The organism is Xanthomonas hortorum, from assembly GCF_011305375.1.
In the GTDB taxonomy this organism is placed as follows: Bacteria; Pseudomonadota; Gammaproteobacteria; order Xanthomonadales; family Xanthomonadaceae; genus Xanthomonas; species Xanthomonas hortorum_E.
This window is the reverse complement of sequence record NZ_VCME01000007.1, coordinates 334,108-355,571: the sequence shown is the minus strand read 5'-3', so window position 1 is coordinate 355,571 and position 21,464 is coordinate 334,108. Positions and strand designations below refer to the sequence as shown.

At 66.1% G+C, this 21,464-nt stretch carries 10 protein-coding genes; 4 read left to right on the top strand and 6 right to left on the bottom strand.

Going from position 1 to position 21,464, the window contains the following annotated elements:
- Nucleotide 1: 1 nt before the first annotated feature.
- Together FFY45_RS09270 and glgA are read right to left on the bottom strand one after the other, a co-directional pair.
- A complete protein-coding gene (locus FFY45_RS09270) occupies nt 2–2,233 on the bottom strand; it encodes a 1,4-alpha-glucan branching enzyme (RefSeq protein ID WP_176340207.1) in 2,232 nt (743 codons plus the stop codon).
- On the bottom strand, nt 2,230–3,813 hold the full coding sequence (gene glgA, locus FFY45_RS09265; protein WP_006449759.1) for a glycogen synthase GlgA: 1,584 nt from the start codon (nt 3,811–3,813) through the stop codon (nt 2,230–2,232). The genes FFY45_RS09270 and glgA overlap by 4 nt, the downstream gene beginning before the upstream one ends.
- Before the next feature lie 486 nt (nt 3,814–4,299).
- Between glgA and FFY45_RS09260 the strand changes: the two genes are divergently transcribed.
- The gene (locus tag FFY45_RS09260; protein WP_115037356.1) at nt 4,300–5,928 is read left to right on the top strand and encodes a GGDEF domain-containing protein; all 1,629 of its coding nucleotides are present in this window, start codon (nt 4,300–4,302) and stop codon (nt 5,926–5,928) included.
- A gap of 111 nt (nt 5,929–6,039) precedes the next feature.
- Here FFY45_RS09260 and FFY45_RS09255 read toward each other — a convergent pair whose 3' ends face one another.
- Nucleotides 6,040–7,344 carry a glycoside hydrolase family 10-like protein gene (locus tag FFY45_RS09255; protein WP_217902516.1) on the bottom strand — a complete coding sequence of 435 codons (1,305 nt, stop codon included), beginning with the start codon at nt 7,342–7,344 and terminating at the stop codon, nt 6,040–6,042.
- A gap of 427 nt (nt 7,345–7,771) precedes the next feature.
- Nucleotides 7,772–8,713 (bottom strand): DUF808 domain-containing protein, encoded by a 942-nt coding sequence (locus FFY45_RS09250; RefSeq protein WP_176340205.1) that lies wholly within the window; start codon nt 8,711–8,713, stop codon nt 7,772–7,774.
- Nucleotides 8,714–8,842: 129 nt separating this feature from the next.
- Between FFY45_RS09250 and FFY45_RS09245 the strand changes: the two genes are divergently transcribed.
- Complete coding sequence (locus FFY45_RS09245) at nt 8,843–10,567, top strand: ABC1 kinase family protein (RefSeq protein ID WP_023902319.1); 1,725 nt, start codon at nt 8,843–8,845, stop codon at nt 10,565–10,567.
- Between the two features lie 369 nt (nt 10,568–10,936).
- Nucleotides 10,937–13,045, top strand: a complete 2,109-nt coding sequence (locus tag FFY45_RS09240; protein ID WP_176340204.1) for a phosphoglycerol transferase I — start codon at nt 10,937–10,939, stop codon at nt 13,043–13,045.
- 456 nt (nt 13,046–13,501) lie between these two features.
- Here the strand turns inward: FFY45_RS09240 and FFY45_RS09235 are convergent, their stop codons facing one another.
- Nucleotides 13,502–15,925 carry a DUF3772 domain-containing protein gene (locus FFY45_RS09235; protein WP_176340254.1) on the bottom strand — a complete coding sequence of 808 codons (2,424 nt, stop codon included), beginning with the start codon at nt 15,923–15,925 and terminating at the stop codon, nt 13,502–13,504.
- A gap of 352 nt (nt 15,926–16,277) precedes the next feature.
- Between FFY45_RS09235 and FFY45_RS09230 the strand changes: the two genes are divergently transcribed.
- Entirely contained in the window at nt 16,278–16,619 is a 342-nt protein-coding gene (locus tag FFY45_RS09230; RefSeq protein ID WP_006451224.1) for an HPF/RaiA family ribosome-associated protein, read from the top strand.
- Nucleotides 16,620–16,716: 97 nt separating this feature from the next.
- Here FFY45_RS09230 and FFY45_RS09225 read toward each other — a convergent pair whose 3' ends face one another.
- Nucleotides 16,717–21,345, bottom strand: a complete 4,629-nt coding sequence (locus tag FFY45_RS09225) for a beta strand repeat-containing protein (protein ID WP_255171911.1) — start codon at nt 21,343–21,345, stop codon at nt 16,717–16,719.
- Nucleotides 21,346–21,464: the final 119 nt, after the last annotated feature.

Sequence of the window (21,464 nt, the reverse complement as noted above, 5' to 3'; positions counted from 1 at the left end):
GTTATTTCTCCGCTTGCAGATAGATCGTGGCCAGCGGCGGTAAGGTCAGGCGCAGGCGTTGTGCGTGCCCGTGCATGCCCATCGGCTCGGTCGCAAGGCGACCGCTGTTGCCGAGATTGCTGCCGCCGTAATTGGCACTGTCGGTGTTGAGGATTTCGCGCCAGCTGCCGGCACGCGGCACACCGACGCGATAGTCGTGAAGCGGTTGCGGGGTGAGGTTGCTCACCGCCAGCAGCGGTGGGCCGCCATCGGGATCGTGGCGGATGAAGGCCAGCACGCTGTTGCGCGCATCGTCGGCCACGCTCCAGTCGAAGCCGTCGGCGCGATGCGTGCCGCGATACAACGCCGGCACGCGACGCAAGGCCGCGTTGAGATCGCCCACCAGTTGCTGCACGCCGCGATGCGGCGCGCCATCGAGCAGATGCCAGTCCAGCGATTGGTCGTGATTCCAGTCGCGCCACTGGCCGAATTCGGCGCCCATGAACAGCAGTTTGTCGCCCGGATGCGCCCACATCAGCGCCAGATAGGCGCGCAGATTGGCAAAGCGCCGCCAGTCGTCACCCGGCATCTGACCGAGCAGACCACCGGTGCCATGCACCACTTCGTCATGCGAGAGCGGCAGCACGAAGCGTTCGGAGAACGCGTAGACCAGGCCGAAGGTCAGCTGGCTGTGGTGCTGCGCGCGCTCGGCTGGATCGCGCTGCATATAGCTCAGCGTGTCGTGCATCCAGCCCATGTTCCATTTGTGCGTAAAGCCCAGGCCGCCCTCACTGATCGGCGCGGTCACACCCGGCCAGGCGGTGGATTCTTCGGCGATGGTCAGTACCCCGGGAAAGCGCGTGGCGATCTCGCTGTTGAGCTGGCGCAGGAAAGCGACGGCTTCCAGATTCTCGCGGCCCCCATGCGCGTTGGGCACCCATTCGCCTTCGGCGCGGCCGTAGTCTCGGTACAGCATCGAGGCCACTGCATCCACGCGCAGACCGTCGAGGTGGTAGTGGTCGATCCACTCCAGCGCGCTGCCCAGCAGGTAGGCGGTCACTTCTGGCCGGCCATAGTTGTAGATCAGCGTATTCCAGTCGCGATGCATGCCTTCGCGCGGGTCGGCATGTTCGTACAGGGCGGCGCCATCGAACTGCGCCAGGCCGTGCGCATCATCGGGGAAGTGCGCGCTGACCCAATCCAGGATCACGCCGATGCCGGCGCGATGGCAGGCGTCGACAAATTGGGCAAACCCATCCGGGCTGCCATGCCGCGCGGTCGGCGCGTACAGGCCCAGCGGTTGATAGCCCCACGAGCCACCGAACGGATGCTCAGTGATCGGCAGCAGCTCGATATGGGTGAAGCCGAGCTGCTGCACATACGGAATCAGTTGTGCGGCAAGTGCCGGCCAATCCAGCGGTTGGTCATGCCCATCGCGGCGCCAGGAGGCGGCGTGCACTTCGTAGATCGACAGTGGCGCCGGCGCCGCACTCGCATCGCGCGAAGCGATCCAGGCAGCATCGGTCCACGCGGACGCCACTGCGCCCGGTACCACTGACGCGGTGGCAGGCGGCAATTCGCTTTGACGCGCCACCGGGTCGGCCTTGAGCAGCACGCGGCCGTCGCCGGCAGTGATGGCGTACTTGTAGCGGGTACCGGCTTCCACGCGCGGCAGGAACAGCTCCCAGAAGCCGCCGATCCGCTGGCGCATCGGATGCCGCCGCAGGTCCCAGCCGTTGAAGTCGCCGACCACCGCCACGCGTTGCGCGTGCGGCGCCCACACGGCGAAGCGCACGCCCGGCACGTCGTTGCAGTGCAGATGCTGCGCGCCCAGGGCGCTGCGTAGCGCCTGGCCATCGCCTGCGGCAATCTGCAGCAGCACGGACTCATCCAGCGTGGCGGCGAACGCGTAGGGATCTTCGATCTCCTGCACCACATCCGGCCAGACGATGCGCAGCCGGTAAGGGCCCTCTACCGCCAACATGCCTTCGAATACACCCTCGATCGCGCCGGGCTGCATGCGTGCCAACAACTTGCCGCGCGGATCGATCAACCCCATCGCCTCGGCCCCGGGTGCCAGCACGCGAACCAGGCGGCGGCCATCGGCCTGCGTGTGCGGGCCCAGCACCGCGAAGGCATCGGCGGGCAATCCATCGGCCAGCGCCTGCAGGCTCCGCATGACTTCGGACGCCTCTTCCATGCTCACCGCCGCTGCTTCCGTCTCCTGCCCCTGCACGCCCAGCCGTTCGCTCATGACACCGTCGCAAGCGCGGGCGCAGTTGCGGCGGTGCGTTCGTAGAGGGAGAGGTACTTCTTGCCCGCCACATCCCAACCGCTGGGGCGCAGCATCGCCGCACGGCGCATCGCCGACAGCAGGCTGGGCAGGCGGAAGGTACGGAAGGCGCGCTCCAGGCAGCGGCGCAAGGCCTCCACGCTGGCTTGCTGGAACAGGAAGCCGGTGACGCCGTCATCCACCGTGTCGATCAGGCCGCCGGTGGCGTGCGCGATCGGCAGGCAGCCAAAGCGCTGCGCGTACATCTGGCTCAACCCGCAGGGCTCGAAGCGCGAGGGCATCAGCAGGAAATCGGCACCGGCGAACATGCGCCGCGCCAGGCCTTCTTCGAAACCGATGAAGGCACCGACCTGGCCGGGATAACGCCGGGTCAGCTCGGCCACCTGCTGCTCGATCTCCGGCTCGCCGCCGCCGATCACCGCGATCTGGCCGCCGGCCGCCACGATCTGCGGGGCGACCTCGCAGATCAGGTCCAGGCCTTTCTGATGCACCAGGCGCGAGACCACTGCAAACAAGGGGCCGGTGCTTTCGCGCAGCCCGAACGCCTTGCGCACCTGCGCGGCGTTGGCCTGACGGCCCTGCCAATGATTCACGCTGAAATGCGCGTCCAGATGTGCGTCGGTGCGCGGATCCCAGCTGGCGTCGATGCCGTTGACGATACCGGTGAGCGCGCCCTTGGCCGCGCGGCCGGCCAGCAGGCGGTCCAGCCCGCAGCCCTGGGCCGGGCCGGTGATCTGCTGGGCGTAGCTGACGCTGACGGTGTTGACGTGGTCGGCATGCACGATGCCGCCACGCAGGAACGACATCTGCCCGTAAAACTCCAGCTCGGCCACCCGCTCGGCAGGGATGCCCAGCGCGGCCGCCATCGAATACGGCACCAGGCCCTGATAGGCCAGGTTATGGATGGTCAGCAGGCACGGCGTGGTACCGCCGGACCAACGCACATAGGCCGCCGCCAACGCGCACGGCCAGTCGTTCAAGTGCAGCAGGCGCGGCTTCCAGCCCAATCCCGCATGGCCGGCGGCAATCTGCGCGGCGGCATGCGACAAGGTAGCGAAGCGGATCGCGTTGTCTTCGAACTCCGAACCACTGGTGCTCACATACGGTGAGCCGTCGCGTTCGAACAGTTCCTTGGACAACAGGATGTAGATCGGCAGGCCATCGGACTGCACGATGCGGCCGATGTCGCAGGCCGGCAGCGCAGCATGCGCCAACACCCGGCCGACGATCTCCACCTTGCCGGCGCGTGCCAGCACCGCGCGGTAGCCGGGGATCAACACCCGCACGTCGTAACGGTGGCGCAGCGCGCGTGGCAGCGCCGCGGCCACATCGCCCAGACCGCCGGCCTTGATGAAGTCCGCCATCTCCGACACCACGAACAGCGCACCACGCGTGTCGGCCAACGAGACCGGCAGGCGCTCGTGGTGCCGGATGAAACGCCCGCGTGCATCGCGCGGTCGCCCGCTCTTCTTCAGAGTAGGGATCATCGTGCTTCGCTCTAAGCGTGCGGTAGTAGCGTGCAGCGGCATCATGGCAACCATCTAAACGTCCGTCGTAAAGTGGGTGGAGACGGAAAAACAGCGAAGCGGAAACCATCGTCTGCCACTACGGCCAGGCGACCTGCTGCGAATGAGGAGCGGGGATGACGCGCGTACTCCACGTTGTCCTTGGAGATGAATCTACACCCCGACCAAATAAAAAATGCGTGAATACGTGCTGACTTTTCTGCGACAACCGACATTCCGTTGCGCATGGTTGCGCATGCACGCAGGCATAAGCCGCACATTGCAGGGCAATGACGTGCGTCTATCGGTGCACCAGCACTGCAATGCACCGCAGGCGGGATCTTTCGGCGGCGCCCGCCGTCACTTGTATGACTTGTTCATGCGCACGCGCGCAGCACGGGTCGCGCCCCTGCCTGGCCGATGCGCGCATGCTGGTCATACGGACTCTTGTCTGGCCCGCTTAAGCCACCCGCCTGCGCGCCGATAACGAGCGATAGCACTACGACTTTGAGACCCTGGCGCATGGCAGACCAGCCTGAACTCCCAAGCCGCCCGCGTGGCGGGCTGCGCCGCCTGTTGCCATGGGGCGGGGCGGATAGCGCGCGCCCGGCTGCGGCCTTGCCGGCAGTGCTGAGCGGCGAGCGCGGCGGGCAAGGTCTGGCGGCGCATCAATTGGTGCCGGCCAAGACCAAATCCGGCGCGCACGATCCTGCCGCCGCCACTGCCTTGCTGATACGCCTGTTCTCGCATGCGTCACATCCGGAAGCCTTGTTGCTGTCGTTTGCCGAAGGCATCGCCAGCCTGCACGGCGAACTCGGCGACATGGGTGTGCGCCTGAGCGCGGCCTACGCGGCCGGCGACTGGCCTGGCTACGGCCGCGGCCTGCGCCAGTTGATCGACAAGTACATCCGCACCGTCGACACCGGCGATTCGCTGGCCGAAGGCCGCACGGAGGCCGAGCAGCTGCGCGATCTGCTGCGGCATGCTTTGGGCAACGCGCTGGCCACGCTGCTGCAACGCAGCCCGGAGCTGGCCGAAGAAGCCCAGACGCTGGCCTCGGCGCTACGCCACTGGCGCCCGGGGCATGAGCTGATCACGCTGGAACAGCGGCTGCGCGAGCTGAGCCACCAGATCGGCCTGCGCGCCGAAGATGCCAGCGAGCAACAGAACCTGTTGCTCGGCCTGTTCGACCTGTTGCTGGAGAACGTGGGCGAACTGCTCGACGACCGCAGCTGGCTGCAAGGCCAGATCTCGGTGGTGCGGCAACTCATTTCCGGCCCGCTGGACGTCGGCTCGATCGAACAGGCGCGCGGCACCCTGCGCGAGGTCATCTACAAGCAAGGCCTGCTCAAGCAAGGCATCGCCGACTCCAAGACCGCCATGCGCGAGATGATGGTGTCCTTCGTCGACCGGCTGGACGGCATGGCCACCAGCACCGGCGAATACCATGATCGGGTTGCCGGTTATTCGCAGGCGATCGGCGACGCACGCGGCATTCCCGACCTCAATCGCCTGTTGCAGGACCTGCTGCAGGACACCGCCGGGGTGCAGGCGCAGGCACTCGCCGCACGCGACGAACTGCTCTCGGCCCGCCGCCAGGTGGAAGATTCCGAGCAGCGCATCGCCTCGCTCGAACAGGAACTCAAGGACGTGGCCGGTTTGGTGCGCGAAGACCAGCTCACCGGCGCGCTCAACCGGCGCGGTTTCGAGGAGCTGTTCCAGCGCGAAGCCGCACGCACCCAGCGCAGCGGGCAGCCGCTATGCGTGGCGATGCTGGACCTGGACGACTTCCGCCGCCTCAACGAGACCCACGGCCATGCCGGCGGCGACGCCGCGCTGCGCCATACCGTGGACGTGGCCAAGGCCGTGCTGCGCACCACCGATGCCATCGCCCGCTTCGGCGGCGAAGAATTCGTGCTGCTGTTGCCGGACTCCACCATCTTCGAAGCCAGCGCAGCGGTGATCCGCCTGCAGCGCGCGCTGGCACAACGCTCGTTGCTGCACGACGACGTGCGCGTGTTCATCAGCTTCAGCGGCGGCGTGGCACTGCGCCATCTCGACGAATCCCAGGACGATGTGATCCGCCGCGCCGACCGCGCCATGTACGACGCCAAGTCGGCCGGCAAGAACCGGGTGATCAGCGCGGATTAGCGGTACGTGCCGACAGGTGCGTCCCCGCACCGGACCCGACGCCTGCGTGGGACAGGCAGAGTCAGCGCCCTCCGTCGCCTCATTGGCTGGGCAGGCGTCTTGCCAATCGCTTCAAGGGCTCTGCCAACGCAGCCTGAGATAGTCCACCACCTGCTGCGTCTGGGCCGCAGCGAGAAATCCGTGGCGAAACAGCATGCAGCCGCCAACCTCAGGCAGCGATGCATTCACGTCCAGCTGGCGGGCGATCTCGGGCACACCGCCGTCCACTGTCCAATCCGGCTCCAGTGCGTTGGCAGTGCCGACCTTGTACAACGCCATGCCGATATAGAGTTGCACGCGCCGACCGCGCACGGTGTCCGCCCACCAGCGTGCGATGGTGTCGTAGCGCACTGCCTGGCGTGCCAGCGGCCAGTAAATCTGCGGCACAATGTAGTCCACGAGTTCTTCGCGAACCCAACGGCGGGTATCGGCATAAGCGGTATCGAATGTGGGCGCACCGGCCTGTGTGTCCGAGCCCAGCGGATCATCCTGGCGATTGCGCCACACCCCGGCCGGGCTGACCCCAAATGCCACCCCTGGCCTGATCGCCCGAATGGTCCTGGCCACCTCTCGCATCAATCGATAGGTGTTGTCGCGGCGCCAATCCCCTTTGTCGGCAAATCCGGCCCCGTGGGCGGCATAGGTCTGTGCATCGTCGAGGGGAGACTGCGCCGATTCGCTGTAGAAGTAGTCATCAAATTGCACCCCATCCACGTGGTAGCAGGCCACCAGCTCGGCGACCACGCCACAGATCCAGCGACGCACGGCCGGAATGCCGGGATCGAGCATCAGCCGATTGGCCGCCACACCCACCCAGTCGGGGTGGCGCAGATACACGCTCTGCGGCGAATCGGTCGAGGCAGTGGCAAACGCATCGAGCGTGGCCTGGTCCAGGCCGGTCGAAACACGATAGGGATTGAGCCAGGCATGCACCTGGATGCCCCGCGCATGCGCATGCCGCAGCAAGAATGCCAGCGGGTCGAAACCCGGGTCCTTGCCTAGAACGCCGGTCATGACCGGCGACCATGGCAGGATGCGCGAGCGGTACAGCGCATCGGCACAGGGCTTGACCTGAAAGACCAGGGTATTCAGATGCAGCGCCTGGGCCTGATCGACGATTGCCAGCAATTCCCGCTGCTGCACCGCGATGCGTTCGGCAGGGTCGACGATCAGTGCGGACGCAGCACTTGGCCAGTCGAGATTGAACACGCTGGTGATCCAGGTCGCGCGCATCTGAGCGCTCGCGGGCGTGGCTGCGCCGGCTGGAACCCCCACGATGGCCGCGGCCATTGCTGCCGAGCCCAAACCGAGAAAGCGCCGCCGACCAATGCCGGGGGAGCCGCCGACCGGTACCGCATCCCGATCCGCTGCAGGCATTCCCTGGGGCGCTTGATCCGTCCGCTGCACGGCAAGCCGCGCCGCATGCGTGTTGTCTTGTTCCTCAGCCGTTTTATTCACGCATCCCTCCTGCATCGCGCTGCTGCAGTCGTGGCCCGGTCTCTACGCCAGGCTGCCGTCATGCAGCACATTCCGATACCACCCACGAAGCACACCCTAGCAACGGCGACCGCCGGAAGACGCGCGCAACATCGGAATCACGAACCTCGCTTCGTCGGGTACGCAGCCGCCGTGACGCAATGCCCGAAACGGCGGCGCCATCGTGCAGATGGGCACTCGCAAACGGCCGACAGTCACTGGCGGATCGTTGGCAGCCACCGTCATTGCCATTGCGCTCGACCGACGCCAGCCAACGACGCCACACCGGCGACGAGTTGCCTCCCAACCAGGCGGCCGTGACGCGGCGTCAATGCGCCGGTTTTTTCCCGCGCAGCTTCTGGAACAGCATTACCGCGCCCAGCACGATCGCGCCAGCGACCACGCCAACCAGCATGTTGCCCAGTGCATCGACCAACCAACCCATGCCGCCAGCCGACTTGGTCAGATCCTGCACGACGTGGTGCAGCGCCGGGATGTTGTGCACCAGGATGCCGCCGCCGACCAGGAACATCGCCAGCGTGCCGGCCACCGACAGGAACTTCATCAGCCACGGTGCGGCCACCAGAATGCCGCGACCCAACGCCGCCAACGCCGCGCCCTTGTTGGTCAGGTACAACCCCAGGTCGTCCAGCTTGACGATCGCTGCGACCAGGCCGTACACACCGATCGTCATCGCCAGCGCGATCGCCACCAGCACCGCGACCTGCTGGCCGAACGACACCCCGGCCACCACGCCCAGCGACAGCACGATGATCTCCGCCGAGAGGATGAAGTCGGTGCGGATCGCGCCCTTGACCTTGTCCTTCTCCAGCGCCACCACGTCCACGCTCTGGTCGGCCAGCGCGCGGGTGCGTTCGGCATGCCGCTGCGCTTCTTCTTCCTCGTTATGCAGGAACTTGTGCGCCAGCTTCTCCACGCCCTCGAAGCACAGGTAGGCGCCGCCGATCATCATCAGCGGCATCACCAGCGGCACGTTGTAGCCGCGCCCGCGCAGCCAGGCTTCCAGCGCGCTGATCGCCAGCGCCGCCGGCACCAGGATCACCTTGTTGACCAGCGAGCCCTTGGCCACCGCCCATACCACCGGCAATTCGCGGTCGGCGGTCACGCCGGTCACCTGCTGCGCGTTGAGCGCCAGATCGTCGCCGAGCACGCCGGCGGTCTTCTTGGCCGCGACCTTGGTCAGGATGGAAACGTCGTCCAGCAGGGTGGCGATGTCGTCGAGCAGGGTGAACAGGCTGGCACCGGCCATGCGGGGGTCCTTCGTGGGTGGCGCTGGATTCTCGCCGATCCAGCGCCCGCATGGGGTGATGGCTTGCGTCGGATTCACCACGTCACCACCCAGCGCTGGCCACACTCAGCGATTGCACGAGTGCCGGAGATGGCCTTGAGTCCGAACGATCCTTCCCGCACGCCGGCCCAGGCCGCGATCCCGGCCGATAACGCCGTGGTGGGCGGCATGAGCCGGCGTACCCAGATCCTGCGCCTGTTGCTGCGCTATCGCGGCTCGGGCGTGTTTGCCGGCATGAACCTGGACCCGGCGGCGATCAACGAGTACGAAGTGCCTGCCGAAGGCACCCCGGACCAATTCGTCTCCGATCTGGAGGCACTCGGCCCCACCTTCGTCAAACTGGGCCAGATGCTGTCCACGCGCCCGGACATCGTGCCGCCGGAATTTGCCACCGCGCTGGAGCGCATGCAGGAAAACACCAATTCGGTGCCGGTGGAGCGCATCCGCCAGATCATCGAAGAGGAACTCGGCGTCTCGGTCAACAAGGCTTTCTCGTTTTTCGATCCTGTGCCGCTGGGCTGCGCCTCGCTGGCGCAGGTGCACCGCGCCGCCTTGCGCGACGGCACACCGGTGGCGATCAAGGTGCAAAAGCCCGAAGTGGCCGCGCAGGTGCGCTCTGACCTGGATGTGCTCAAGAGCTTTGCCACCGCTGCAGACCGGCTGACCGGCATCGGCCGCCGCGTGCGCTTTGCCGACTGGCTGGGCGAATTCGGCAAGACCCTGCGCGCCGAACTCAATTACGAGGACGAAGCCGAAACGCTGGTGCGCTTCGGCAAGCACCTCAAGCCGTTTCCGATGCTGTGGATCCCGCAGCCGATCTGGGACCTGAGCAGCCGCAAGGTGCTCACCATGCAGCTGGCCGAAGGCGTGCGCGTGGACAAGATCTCCGGCCTGCGTCGCACCGAACAGCCGATGGACACCCTGGCCGCGGAGCTGGTCAAGGGCTATCTGGACCAGATGTTCGTGCATGGCGAAATCCATGCCGACCCGCATCCGGGCAACCTGCGCGTGCTGCAGGACGGGCGCCTGGCGATCTTCGACCTGGGCATGGTCGCGCATGTGCCGCCTCGCCTGCGCGAGCGCTTGCTCAAGCTGCTGTTCGCCGCCGTCGATGGACGTGGCGAAGAGGTCGCCGAAGAGACCATCGCGCTCAGCACGCGGCTGGAGGATTACGACGAAGACCGCTACCAGCGCGAGACCGGGCAGATGATCGCCCGCTACGCCGCCCACGACACCACCTCCGAAGGCCGCGTGGTGCTGGATCTGGTGCGCATCGCCACCGCCAACGGCCTGCGCACGCCGCCGGAGCTGAGCCTGCTCGGCAAGACGCTATTGAATCTGGAAGGCGTGTGCCGCGCGTTGTCGCCCACCCTGGATACGCGCCGCATCGTCGAGCGCCATCTGCAGCACGTGATGCGTGCGCGGCTGAAAAAATCCCTGTCCGCCGCCAACCTGGCCAGCGAGGCAATGGAACTGCAGCATCTGGTGCGCGAAGGGCCGCGGCGCATGTCCGAGATTCTCTCGTTGGCTGCGGAAAACCGCCTGCAGATGCGCGTCACCGGGCTGGAAGAATCGCATCTGATGGAAAGCCTGCAGAAGATCGCCAACCGGGTGGCGGCCGGCATCGTGACGGCGGCGCTGATCATGGCCTCGGCACAGATGATGCGCATCGAAACCGGGCTGAAACTGTGGGGATATCCGGCGATTGCGATGGTGCTGTTTCTGCTCGGGGTCTTCCTGGGTCTGGGTATCGTGCTCAGTGCATTGTTCTTCGACCGCCGCGTGCGTGCACGCGAGGAACGCGGGCACCGATAGCGCCACACACAACCCCCCCGCGTAGGAGCGCACCCGGGCGCGACATGGCTCCACCCGGCGTCGCTTGCCAAGATCGCCGCGTCCAGCGGTCGGGCGATGTGGCGCTATCGAGACGTCGCCCATGTGCGAGAAGCACGCCAGGTGCGGAATGCAGAGACCGCGAATCTCCAGCGAGCGCCACCGCGACCAGGTGATCGTCAGCGCGCGCGCTGCGCCGCGTTGCGGCAGGCGCTCGACTCCAGCAAACATTTCAGTCAGCTTCAGCGCGGCATAGTCCGTCATCCGGGTGTCACATTGCAGGTGGCGCACAGGACAGGCGAGCAAGGCGTCCGGTACGCGCTCGCATCATTCCCCCACGGACGCTGCCGCATGCATTGGATGTTGTTGTTCTCGTTGTTGCTGTTGCTTTGGTTGTTGGTCGCCTCCCCGCGTCTGGCGTGGTTGAAGGCTGTCCTGCTGTCGTTGCTGTTGCTGCTGCTTAGCGCCTGGGGTCTGGTCGACCGGCTCAGTGGCGATGGCATCAACGCCGCAACGCTGTACCACTTGCGCGCCGACATGGACGGCGCCGGGGTCAGCGATTTTTCGGGCTACATCGCCGTGTTCATCGGCATGGTGCTGCTGTCGCTCAGCCCGCTGGTGCTGCTCAAGGTGCGGCGTTTCCGTCGCCCGCGCGGTGGTGGTGCGGTGTTCGCTGCGTTCGTGACGATGTTGCTGGTCAGCATCGCGGTCAGCCCGCTGTATCGCGATGGCAAGCGCCTGTACTACCAGTTGCGCCCGGTGGATTACGCCACCGTGGTGCCGGAATATCTGGTACCGCAGCAGCCGTTGCAGAAGCGCAAGAACATCGTGTGGATCTACGGCGAAAGTCTGGAACGCACCTACTTCGACGAAGACGTGTTTCCTGGCCTGATGCCGAACCTGCGCGCGCTGGCGACCGAAGCAGTGGACGTACGCAACCTCACCTCCACCGAAGGCAGCGGCTGGACCATTGCCGGCATGGTCGCCTCGATGTGCGGCGTGCCGCTGACCACCGCGCCCGGCGACGAAAACAGCATGGGCCGCATGGGCCTGTTCCTGCCGGAGGCGCGCTGCCTGGGCGACTATCTCAAGGATCAGGGCTACCGCAATCACTATGTTGGTGGTGCCGATGCCAGCTTTGCCGGCAAGGGCAGTTTTCTGTCCAGCCATGGTTTCGATGTGGTGCACGACGTCAGCTACTTCCGCGACAAGGGCGTGGCGCCGAAACATTTTTCCGCCTGGGGCGTGCACGACGATGTACTGCTGGACGATGCCTGGGACAGCTTCCAGACGCTGTCGCGCGCCGGTCAGCCGTTCATGCTCACCACGCTGACCATGGACACCCACCATCCTGCCGGCCACTTGCCGCTGGCGTGCAAAGGCCAGCACTACGACAGCGCGCTGGGCGACATCGGTTTGTTGCATGCGATCAAGTGTAGCGATCGGTTGATCGGCGAGCTGGTCGCGCGCATTCGCAACAGCCGCTACGGCAAGAACACCATCATCGTGATCGCCTCCGATCACCTGGCGATGCCCAACGATCTCAGCGATGTACTCGCCAAGCAGAAGCGCGAAAACCTGCTGCTGTTCCTGGGCAAGGACATCGCGCCGCAGCAAGTGGTCACGCGCGCAGGCAGCACGTTGGATTCGGGTGCAACGCTGCTGCAATTGCTGGAACCTGGCATGCGCACGCTGGGCTTCGGCCGCTCGCTGCTGGCCAGCGATGCGCCACCCAGCGCCAGCGTGGCGGCCAGTCGCGACAGCGGCAAGGACTACCCGCGCTATCTCGCCTACGCGCGCACGCTATGGACCGGGCGCAGCACACGCATGTTGCGCATCAACGGCAATGGCGATGTGGTGGTGGGCGTGCAGCAGGTGCGCCCGCCGGTGCTGCTGGAATACGACGAGGACACCAATCTGAAAACGGTGTATCTGGAAAACACTTCGCGCCAGTTCGATCGCACCCACACCGAGGGCACGCTGGCGTACGTGGACCGCTGCACGGCATTCGAAGACGGCTCGGCCGACGGCGACTGGTGCGCACTGGTGGTCGATCGCCACCAGAGCATGAAGCTGTATCGCGACCCGGACCTGACCCGCGGCATCGCCGTCGATGCGCCATTGGATGCCAGCCAACAAGGCCCGCGCCCACGCGTGCGTCAGCCGATCATGCTCACCCAGACTGCGCGCAAGACCGAGGCCGGCCGCTATATGCTGGAGCTGTACGCTAAACGCCGGCCCACGCGTGCATTCTGGGTCGAAGCGGTGTCGTCCGAGCGCAAGGTGGTGCTGGCCCAGCAATGGGTGGTGCCCGATGCGGCGGGACGCATCCGCATGCCGGTAGGCCTGGAACATGCGGTGGAAGACCTGGAAATCCGCGCCTGGCTGGATTACACCGAAGACGTCAGCGTGGACGATCTGGCCCTGGTCAAGGAAACACCCGTCGCAGACCGCTCCTGAGTTGCGGCGCTGTACGGCCATAGAGCGGATGATCTGCGGCTTGGCTGCAAGCAGGGCATGACGTGCTTCTAATTCCCCAGCTATCGTGTTCTGCGAACCACGCCAGCAAGCCTACGCAACTTGCGAGGCGGCCAGCTTTTTATCCGGCTACCCGACTGACGTCCTGGTGCGGTGCCCTCACCGATTGCGGGACCGTGTGGCGGCATGGATGCCGCCACCGAGCCTCCAGGGACGGATTTACGGCGTGTCCCGCAAGCGGTGAGGGCACCGCACCCTCGACTCGACTCGACTAACCAAGCTTTTGATTTAATCGTTTGACTGTATCCAAACAACGCGAAGCCTCGACATCCCGGCTATTTTGGAGCAGTTGGACAGTGCGGATAGATCAGTCGTACAGCAGCTGATCTAAGGCGTGGCTGCAGCGCCCATGCCCGCACACTGCGTGCACTCGCCGGCTCAGTCTTCCGATGCAGGCGTGCCATCGCCGGCATCGCGCGCCACCGCAGCACCGGCTCGACTAAAGCGAATTTCCTGCGGCGATTGCAGCGCAATGCCTACGGTTTCCATCCGCTGCAGCAGCGCAAAGAACAACTCGCTGCGCACGCCATATGCATCGCGCGGGCTGCGGACATAGGCGAACGAATTGAAGTTGACGTGACCGCCGGCCAGCGAATCGATGAACACCGCCGGCGCCGGTTCGGCCAGCACCTTGGCGTGCTCGGCGAACAGTTCCAGCAGCATGTCGCGCACCTTCGCCACCTCGGCTTCCAGCGGCACCGAGAACTGCAGCTGCACCCGCCCCATCGGGTTGGACAGCGTCATGTTGCGCACGCTTTTGGTGATCAATTCCGAGTTGGGCACGATCAGGGTGGAGCGGTCGCCGACCTGGATTTCGGTGGCACGCACGCTGATCTTGCGCACATCGCCCTCCTGGTCACCAATGCGCACCCAATCGCCGATCTTCACCGGCCGCTCGGCCAGCAGGATCAAACCAGATACGAAGTTTTGCGTGATCGCCTGCAAACCGAAACCGATACCCACCGACAGCGCGCTCAACACCAGCGCAAGCCGCTTCAGATCCAGCCCGAGTGCGGTCAGGCCCCAGATCGCCACGATCAACCAGCCCAGATAGCGCGCCACCGTGCTGATCGAATTACGCGCACCGGCGTCCAGTTCGGTCTTGGGCAGATAGGTGTTGAGCAGCCACTGCTGCACCAAGTGCACCAGCCCCATGCCGAGCAGGAACACGCACAGGGCCCTGAACACATCGCTGGGCGTGATGATCAGCTCCTTGCCGATGGTGATGCCGTGCGAAACGTTCTCGGCCCAGCCGGTCACTGCAGTGATGTTGGCGCCGTAGGGCGTCAACAGTGCAGCGATGCCCAGCAGCACCAGCAGCACGCGCAACCCTGCCGACATCAACAACCCCACCTGCACCAGCCGCGCGCTGCCGATGTTCAACGCATGCGACAACGCGCGACTGAAACGCCCCTCGGGGTTGAACACCCAGACCATCAGATCGTCGGCGAAGACCACCAACAATCCGAGCAGGCTGCACACCAGGGTGATCCAGATGATCTGCCGCTCCACGAACAGCGCCAGATTGATGTAGCCGAACAACGCCGCCACCAGCGCCACGATCACTGCCAGATGGCCGAGCAGACGGATCAACACGATGTAGCCACCGCCGCGCGACACCACCGGCGGCGGTTCGCTGTCGTCGCTGCTGGTCACGCCCGCACTTGCCGCACGCGCACGCAGCGACAGACTCAAGCCAGCCAGCGCCGACAGGATCAATCCCGCGTACAGCAACGCGGCCAACGCATCGGTGGCGGTGGTCAGCGCAGCGCTGCTGCCGGCCACGTCATTGATGCGGATGGCCATGCCGCTGAACCAGCTCACTGCCGCCGTGGCCAGGCAATGCACGCGCAGGCGATCCACGGTGGCGTCGTCCAGCGGGAACAGCCGCCAGGTGGGCTGATGTTTCATCAGCAGGCTGGCGCTGAGCGAACCGACAAAGGCCGCGACAAAACTGATCACCACAAACGCACTCAGCAACTGCTCCAGATCTGCAGGCAGTTCGCTCAGCGCGCGGACGCTTTCGGCCAGCACCCATGCGGCCATGCCAAGACTCAGCGTGCCGATCAGCAGAAACCACAACGCCAACCCGGAGCGCCGCAAGCGCCCGCCCGGCGCACGCGAGGCCGCATAGCGCCGGCCAAGATGGCGCAGGAAGATGCGCAACGGAAACGCCAGCAAGACCGCCACCACTGCGCCGATCACCAGACCGCCGACGCCATTGGTCAGCGTCGCCGCGCGCACGGTCTGCACCGACTTGTCGAACAATGCCTGCAGCCGCGCGCGGTCGTCGGGCCATTGCTGCGCGATCTGGTTCCACAAGGTCGGCGACAGCGGCGAGGCCACCCGCGTGGACAGCTGCACGCTGAAACGCTGCACGCGTTCGCGCTCAAGCCGGTCGGCCAGATCCTTCGCGTTCAATGCCAGCAGGTTGGTCCGCCTGAACTCGGCATCCAGCCGATCGCGTTCTTTGGTCAGCGACTGGCGTTGGTTGCGCAAGTCGGCCGGTTCGTTCTTCGGCGCAACCCCAAGCCCGGCCAGGCGCTCGTTGAGCTCCTTCAGCGGCGGCTCCAGCGTGCGTGCCAGATCCTGCGCCTGCCGTTGCGCGCCGGTGACATCGTCGGTGAGCTTGCGCAGTTGATCGGTGTCGGACTTGTCCAGGCCGGCCTCGGCCTGGGCGAGCACCTTCTGCATGCTGTCCAGCTGGGTCTGCGCGTTCTCCAGCAGGGTGGGATCGTCCTGCGCCACGGCAGCGCCCACACACACCATCCATAACGCGACAAGCAACAACACACGCTGCAACACGCCGCGGTGGGCACCCAAAGCAACTCGGAATTCAGACACAGGCAGGCATCGGACAGGCGCGGACTACCGCAGTGTCGGCATCTTAATCCACTGCTTCCGGTACAGCAGATCGCTGCTGCCGTGAGGATTCATTCTGGCAGAGCTCGCCAGTGTGGACTGGCAATCCGCGATTGGCCATTCGTGCGCGACAGCCGCGACACAGCTGGCAGCCGCATGGGATGGACGTCCCACCCATCCCGACCTGCGCATGAACGCGGTGCAGCTTGTCACCTCGCGGCAACGGTGCGCTGTCGCAGAATCGAGTCACCGCTACGGCAGACGCAGCGGATGACCGCGAAGGAGACACCCTATGCAGATTCAGATCCAGACCGACAAGCACGTGCCGCATGACCCCTCTGTCGTGCAGCATGTCGAGAAGACCTGCTCCGCCCAGCTGGCGCATTTCGCCAACGACATCACCCGCGTCGAAGTGCATTTGCGCGATGAAAACGGTCAACGCGGCGGCGCGGCGGATCGCACCTGCAGCATCGAAGCCCATGTCGCCGGCCTGCCGCCGATCGCGGCCACCAATAGCGCCGAGACCACCGCTTCCGCCGTCACCGGCGCCGCGCGCAAGCTGCGTACCGCCATCGAACATGCGCGTGGCAAGCAGCACGCCAAGGCGACTGCACCGCCGCCGGACATGCTCTGACTCTGAGCATCCGAGCTACGGCAGGGCCGCACTGCGCCCCTGCCGTGCCGCTGCGGCGCAGCGTGCGAAGGATGCGTTGACGGATCAACGCACTTGATCAGTCGCCAAGCACGCCACTGACGCCCACGTACGCGCCAATGCCATCCCTATTGGTCGACGCACCGCCTTCCACGCTCCAACGTCCGCTCTCGACGGTATGCCGCAAGCTGACGCCAAACGCGGCTTCGCTCTTGTAGGCGCCGAAGCCCGCGTAGTAGGTCGTGCGGCCGGCCACGTACGGCGCCGGCTTGATCGCGATCGCGGTGGCGATGCCCGCATGCATGTCGCGTTCCAGCCGGCGGACGTCGCCCCTCAGGTTCCACACATCGCTGCGCACCGTGGCCACCTGGCCATCGGTGTAGCTATTGGCCTGGACGACCGCATCGCCGAGACCGGATTTCAGCTGGCCAATGTTGACTGCATCGGTCGCCGCAGTGCCGGCCGCGACATTACGCACCGTGGTCTGGCCGGTACCGTTCGGGTTGAGCGTCATGCTGTTGGCGTTGTTGCTCCCGTCGGCGTTCTTGTCGTACTGCAGACCGCCGGTGGTGAAGCCCTTCAACTGCGCGACGTTGACCGCATCGGTGTCGGCGGTACCCACCGCCACATTGGTCACCCGGCGTTCGCTGCCGGCGGAGCCGACGGAGACGGTGCCCTCCTGATTGGCCACCGAACCTGCGCCCAGGGCGACGGCGTTGCCTGCGGAGGCGATGGCGCCGCTACCGAGCGCGGTGGCGCTAGTGCCGGAGGCGGTCGCACCCGCACCGCCTGCCGACGCGTTGGTGCCAGTGGCCGTCGGCGCCGCGTTGTTGTCCTGGCTCACCTGGAACAGACCCGCCGACCCGTTCCTGACGTTGTTGACATCGCCTTCGACAGTGGCGATCCGGTCGTCGTACTGGGCCACATTGCCGGCGATCCGATCGACACGCGTGTCGGTGTAGTTGTTAGCTTGGGTGACGGCCTGGTCGACCCCTGATTGCAATTGCGCCACGTTGACCGCGTCGTCCGCCGCCGAACCGGCCGCCATGCCGCCGATGGTTCGGCCACCGACGTGCACCTGGCCGGTCGAGTTGCTGCTGCCCACGTACGCCGCGTTGTAGCCGTTCTGCGCGCCGACCGTGGTCGACGAGCCAGCGCCGAGCGCGACCGAGTTGGCATGGCCGGCGACCGCATCGCGGCCCACCGCCACCGCATTCTCGGCCGAACCGGTGGCGTTGTAGCCCACCGCAGTCGACCCCACGCCCTGTGCATGCGCATCAGCGTCGGCCAGGCCGTTGTCGTTGCTGCGCGCATAACGCAGACCGGCTCCGTTCTGCGCGACATAAGCCGCATCGCTTGGGCCGGCGACCTGATAGAGCTGGGCACCGTTGACCGCGTCGGTCGAGGTGGCCGACACCTCGCCCTGGGCCAGGTTGGTGAGCTTGCTGCCGCCCGTCGCACCGCCATCGGTACTCACCTGACCGGCCAGCGTCGCCTTGCTGAAATCGACTTCGCCCGGGTCGATCTCGCCGTCCGCATCGAGGTCGTTCCAGTCGTACTTCACCGAGCGCTGTTCGGCCTGGGTGGCGCTGGCCGCCACCGCCTTGAGCTGGCCGACGTTGACGGCATCGGTTTCTTCCGCGCCTGCGGTCACGCCGGTGACGCGGCGATTGCCGACGTTGACCTCACCGGTCGCGGTGCCGCCGACCAGGTAAGCCGCATTACCGAGCGTACTGCCGTTGGCGACCGAACCCGCACCGATCGCCACACTGCCGGCATGCCCGGCCTGAGCGTTGCGACCGATCGCGACCGCATCCGCCGCCGAGCTGGTGGCGTTGTAACCCACCGCAGTCGAACCCACGCCCTGGGCGTGTGCATCGTCCTCGGCCAGGCCGGTGTCGTTGGTGCGTGCATAGCGCGTGCCGCGGCCGTTCTGTTGCAGATACGCCGGATCGGCCGGGCCCATCTGGTTCTTGATGTTGGTGATGTCGCCTTCGCTGGTGGTGACACGGTTGTCGAGAGTGGTGATGTCGCCCTCGGCCGTGGTCACGCGGTTGTCGAGCGCCGCGACGTCCTGGTTGGTCTGGAACAACTGCGAGCCGTTGACCGCTTCGGTGCTGGCCGCACTCAGATCGGCCGCAGCCACGCCACTGATCTTGCCGGTGCCGCCGTCGTTGATGATGACGTTGCCGAACTTCGGCGAGTCGGCCAACTGCACGTTGATCGCACCCGTAGCCGGGTCGGTCACCGTCTTGATGTTGCCGCCACTGTAGGTACCGACGGCGGTCGCATCGCCGCGGATCGAAAGCGTCTGGCCCAGGTCACGGTGCACATCGCCGGCGCTGGCGTCGTTGCCGGTGAAGTTCAGGCCCAGCGAGCTGGAGCCGCCAGCCACTGCATCGAGCTGGCTCTTGTTGACGCCGTCGGTCGCGGCGACACCTGCCGCGACATTCGTGATGACCTGGCCGCCGGCATTGATACCGGCCGCGGTCACGCTCGGGCCACCGGTGATGACCAAGCCGGTGCTGTTAAGCGTGGTGGCGCCGGTGGTGACGCTGTTGACGGTGATGTCGTCGGCCAGATCTAAGCTGACGTTGTTGTCAGTGCCGGTCTTGCTGACGACGATGTTCCCATCAGTATTATTGAGATCGACCGCCTCGCCTGGGGCGACATTGGTGCTGTTGGCGCCTTGCGCGGAGACGTTGAAGCCCGCGTTCGCAGTCGCACCGACCGCATCCAGCTGGCTCTTGTTGACGCCGTCGGTTGCGGCGACACCTGCGGCGACATTCGTGATGACTTGGTTGCCAGCATTGATCCCGGCCGCAGTCATGCTCGGGCCACCGGTGATGGTCAGGCCGGTGCTGTTAAGCGTGGTGGCACCGGCGGTGACGCTGTTGATGGTGATGTCGTCGGCCAGATCGAAGCTGACGTTGTTGTCAGTGCCGGTCTTGCTGACGAGGATGTTGCCGTCGCTGTTGTTGAGGTCGACCGCCTCGCTCGGGTCGACGTTGGAGCCGTTGGCGCCCTGCGCGGTGAGGGTGAAGCCGGCGCCGGCGGCCTGCACCGCCTGATTGGTAGCAAACAACTGGCTGCCGTTGACCGCATCGGTGCTGGTGCCGCTGAGAGCGCCCGCCGCAACATTGCTAATGACCTGGCCGCCGGCATTGATGCCGGCCGCGGTTACGCTCGGGCCACCGGTGATGGTCAGACCGCTACTGTTGAGCGTAGTGGCACCGGCGGTGACGCTGTTGACGGTGATGTCGTCGGCCAGATCGAAGCTGACGTTGTCGTCGGTGCCGGTCTTGCTGACGACGATATTGCCGTCGCTGTTATTGAGGTCCACCGCCTCGCCCGGGGCCACGTTGGTGCTGTTGGCACCTTGCGCGCTGACGTTGAAGCCCGCGTTCGCAGTCGCACCGACCGCATCCAGCTGGCTCTTGTTGACGCCGTCGGTTGCGGCAACACCGGCGGCAACATTCGTGATGACCTGGCTACCGGCATTGATGCCGGCTACAGTCACGCTTGGGCCACCGGTGATGACCAGACCGCTGCTGTTGAGCGTGGTGGCACCGGCGGTGACGCTGTTCACCGTGATGTCGTCGGCCAGATCGAAACTGACGTTGTTGTTGCCGCCAGTCTTGCTGACCAAGATATTGCCGTCGGTATTGTTGAGGTCGACCGCCTCGCTCGGGTCGACGTTGGAGCCGTTGGCGCCTTGCGCGGTAAGGGCGAAGCCGGCGCCGGCGGCCTGGACCGCCTGATCGGTGGCGAACAACTGGCTGCCGTTGACGGCATCGGTGCTGGTGCCGCTGAGACGGCCGGCGGCGACGTTGGTGACTGTGCGCTCGTTCCCCACCGTGCCCACGCTGACCGTGCTGGTCGGCGCGGTGCCGGCGAAGTTGTAGGTGGTGCCGCGGATGACGGTGCTGGTAGTGCCAACTGCGGCGGCGGCCGACGAGCCGCTGCCCAGCGCAACGCTGCGCGCGATATTGGCCGAAGCACCATCGCCCATCGCGACCGCGCCTGCGGCGCCGGCCGAGCTTGCGTTGCCGAGCGCGACCGCGCCCTGGCCCGAGGCGGTGTTGGCGTTACCGAGCGCGAGCGCACCCTGCCCGGTTGCGGTGTTATCGGCACCCACCGCGACCGCGCCTGTGCCGCTGGCGGTGTTGGGGTCGCCGATCGCGACCGCGCCGTTGCCGGTAGCGGTCTGGGCACGGCCGATGGCCACGGCACCGCCGGTCGCGGTGCCGCCATTGGCGGTGGTACCGGTCGAACCGATGGCGACGTTACGCCCCGTGGCGCCGGACACCACACCATCGCCTTGGGCGATACCGAAGGCTCCGTTGACTGTGGCGCCGCGGCCGAGGGCAATGCCCGAGGTGCCCGCCGCGACCACCGAGGATTGCGCACCGACCGCGACGGCATCGGTGCCAGCCGCGTTCGCGCCCGCTGTCGCGTTGGCGCCCAGCGCAACAGCTCCCGCGCCTCCTGCGTTGGCATTGCGCCCGGTTGCAATGCCGTAGGAGCCAGCGATAGCGGCATCGCCTTGGGCGATGCCGTAGGTGCCGCTGACGGCCGAACCGCGCCCGACGGCGATACCGGACGTACTCGTCGCGGTGACCGACGACTGTCCGCCGATCGCGATGGAATTCGCGCCCGCAGCGCTGGCGCCGCCGTTGGTCGCAGTGTCGTTGCTACCCAAGGCCAATGCCCCCGCTCCCGCCGCGTTCGCCGCTCTGCCGAACGCCGACGCGTTGAGACCGCCTGCGCGGCTATTGCTGCCCACAGCCGACGCTCCGGCTGTTGTTGCCTGGGCATCGTTGCCGA

Excerpts from the sequence above, each read along its gene's own strand:
- FFY45_RS09270 (WP_176340207.1), bottom strand. The coding sequence starts at position 2,233 with ATGAGCGAACGGCTGGGCGTGCAGGGGCAGGAGACGGAAGCAGCGGCG.
- FFY45_RS09230 (WP_006451224.1), top strand. The coding sequence starts at position 16,278 with ATGCAGATTCAGATCCAGACCGACAAGCACGTGCCGCATGACCCCTCT.
- FFY45_RS09250 (WP_176340205.1), bottom strand. The coding sequence starts at position 8,713 with ATGGCCGGTGCCAGCCTGTTCACCCTGCTCGACGACATCGCCACCCTG.
- FFY45_RS09245 (WP_023902319.1), top strand. The coding sequence starts at position 8,843 with ATGGCCTTGAGTCCGAACGATCCTTCCCGCACGCCGGCCCAGGCCGCG.
- FFY45_RS09260 (WP_115037356.1), top strand. The coding sequence starts at position 4,300 with ATGGCAGACCAGCCTGAACTCCCAAGCCGCCCGCGTGGCGGGCTGCGC.
- FFY45_RS09255 (WP_217902516.1), bottom strand. The coding sequence starts at position 7,344 with ATGCCTGCAGCGGATCGGGATGCGGTACCGGTCGGCGGCTCCCCCGGC.
- glgA (WP_006449759.1), bottom strand. The coding sequence starts at position 3,813 with ATGGTTGCCATGATGCCGCTGCACGCTACTACCGCACGCTTAGAGCGA.
- FFY45_RS09240 (WP_176340204.1), top strand. The coding sequence starts at position 10,937 with ATGCATTGGATGTTGTTGTTCTCGTTGTTGCTGTTGCTTTGGTTGTTG.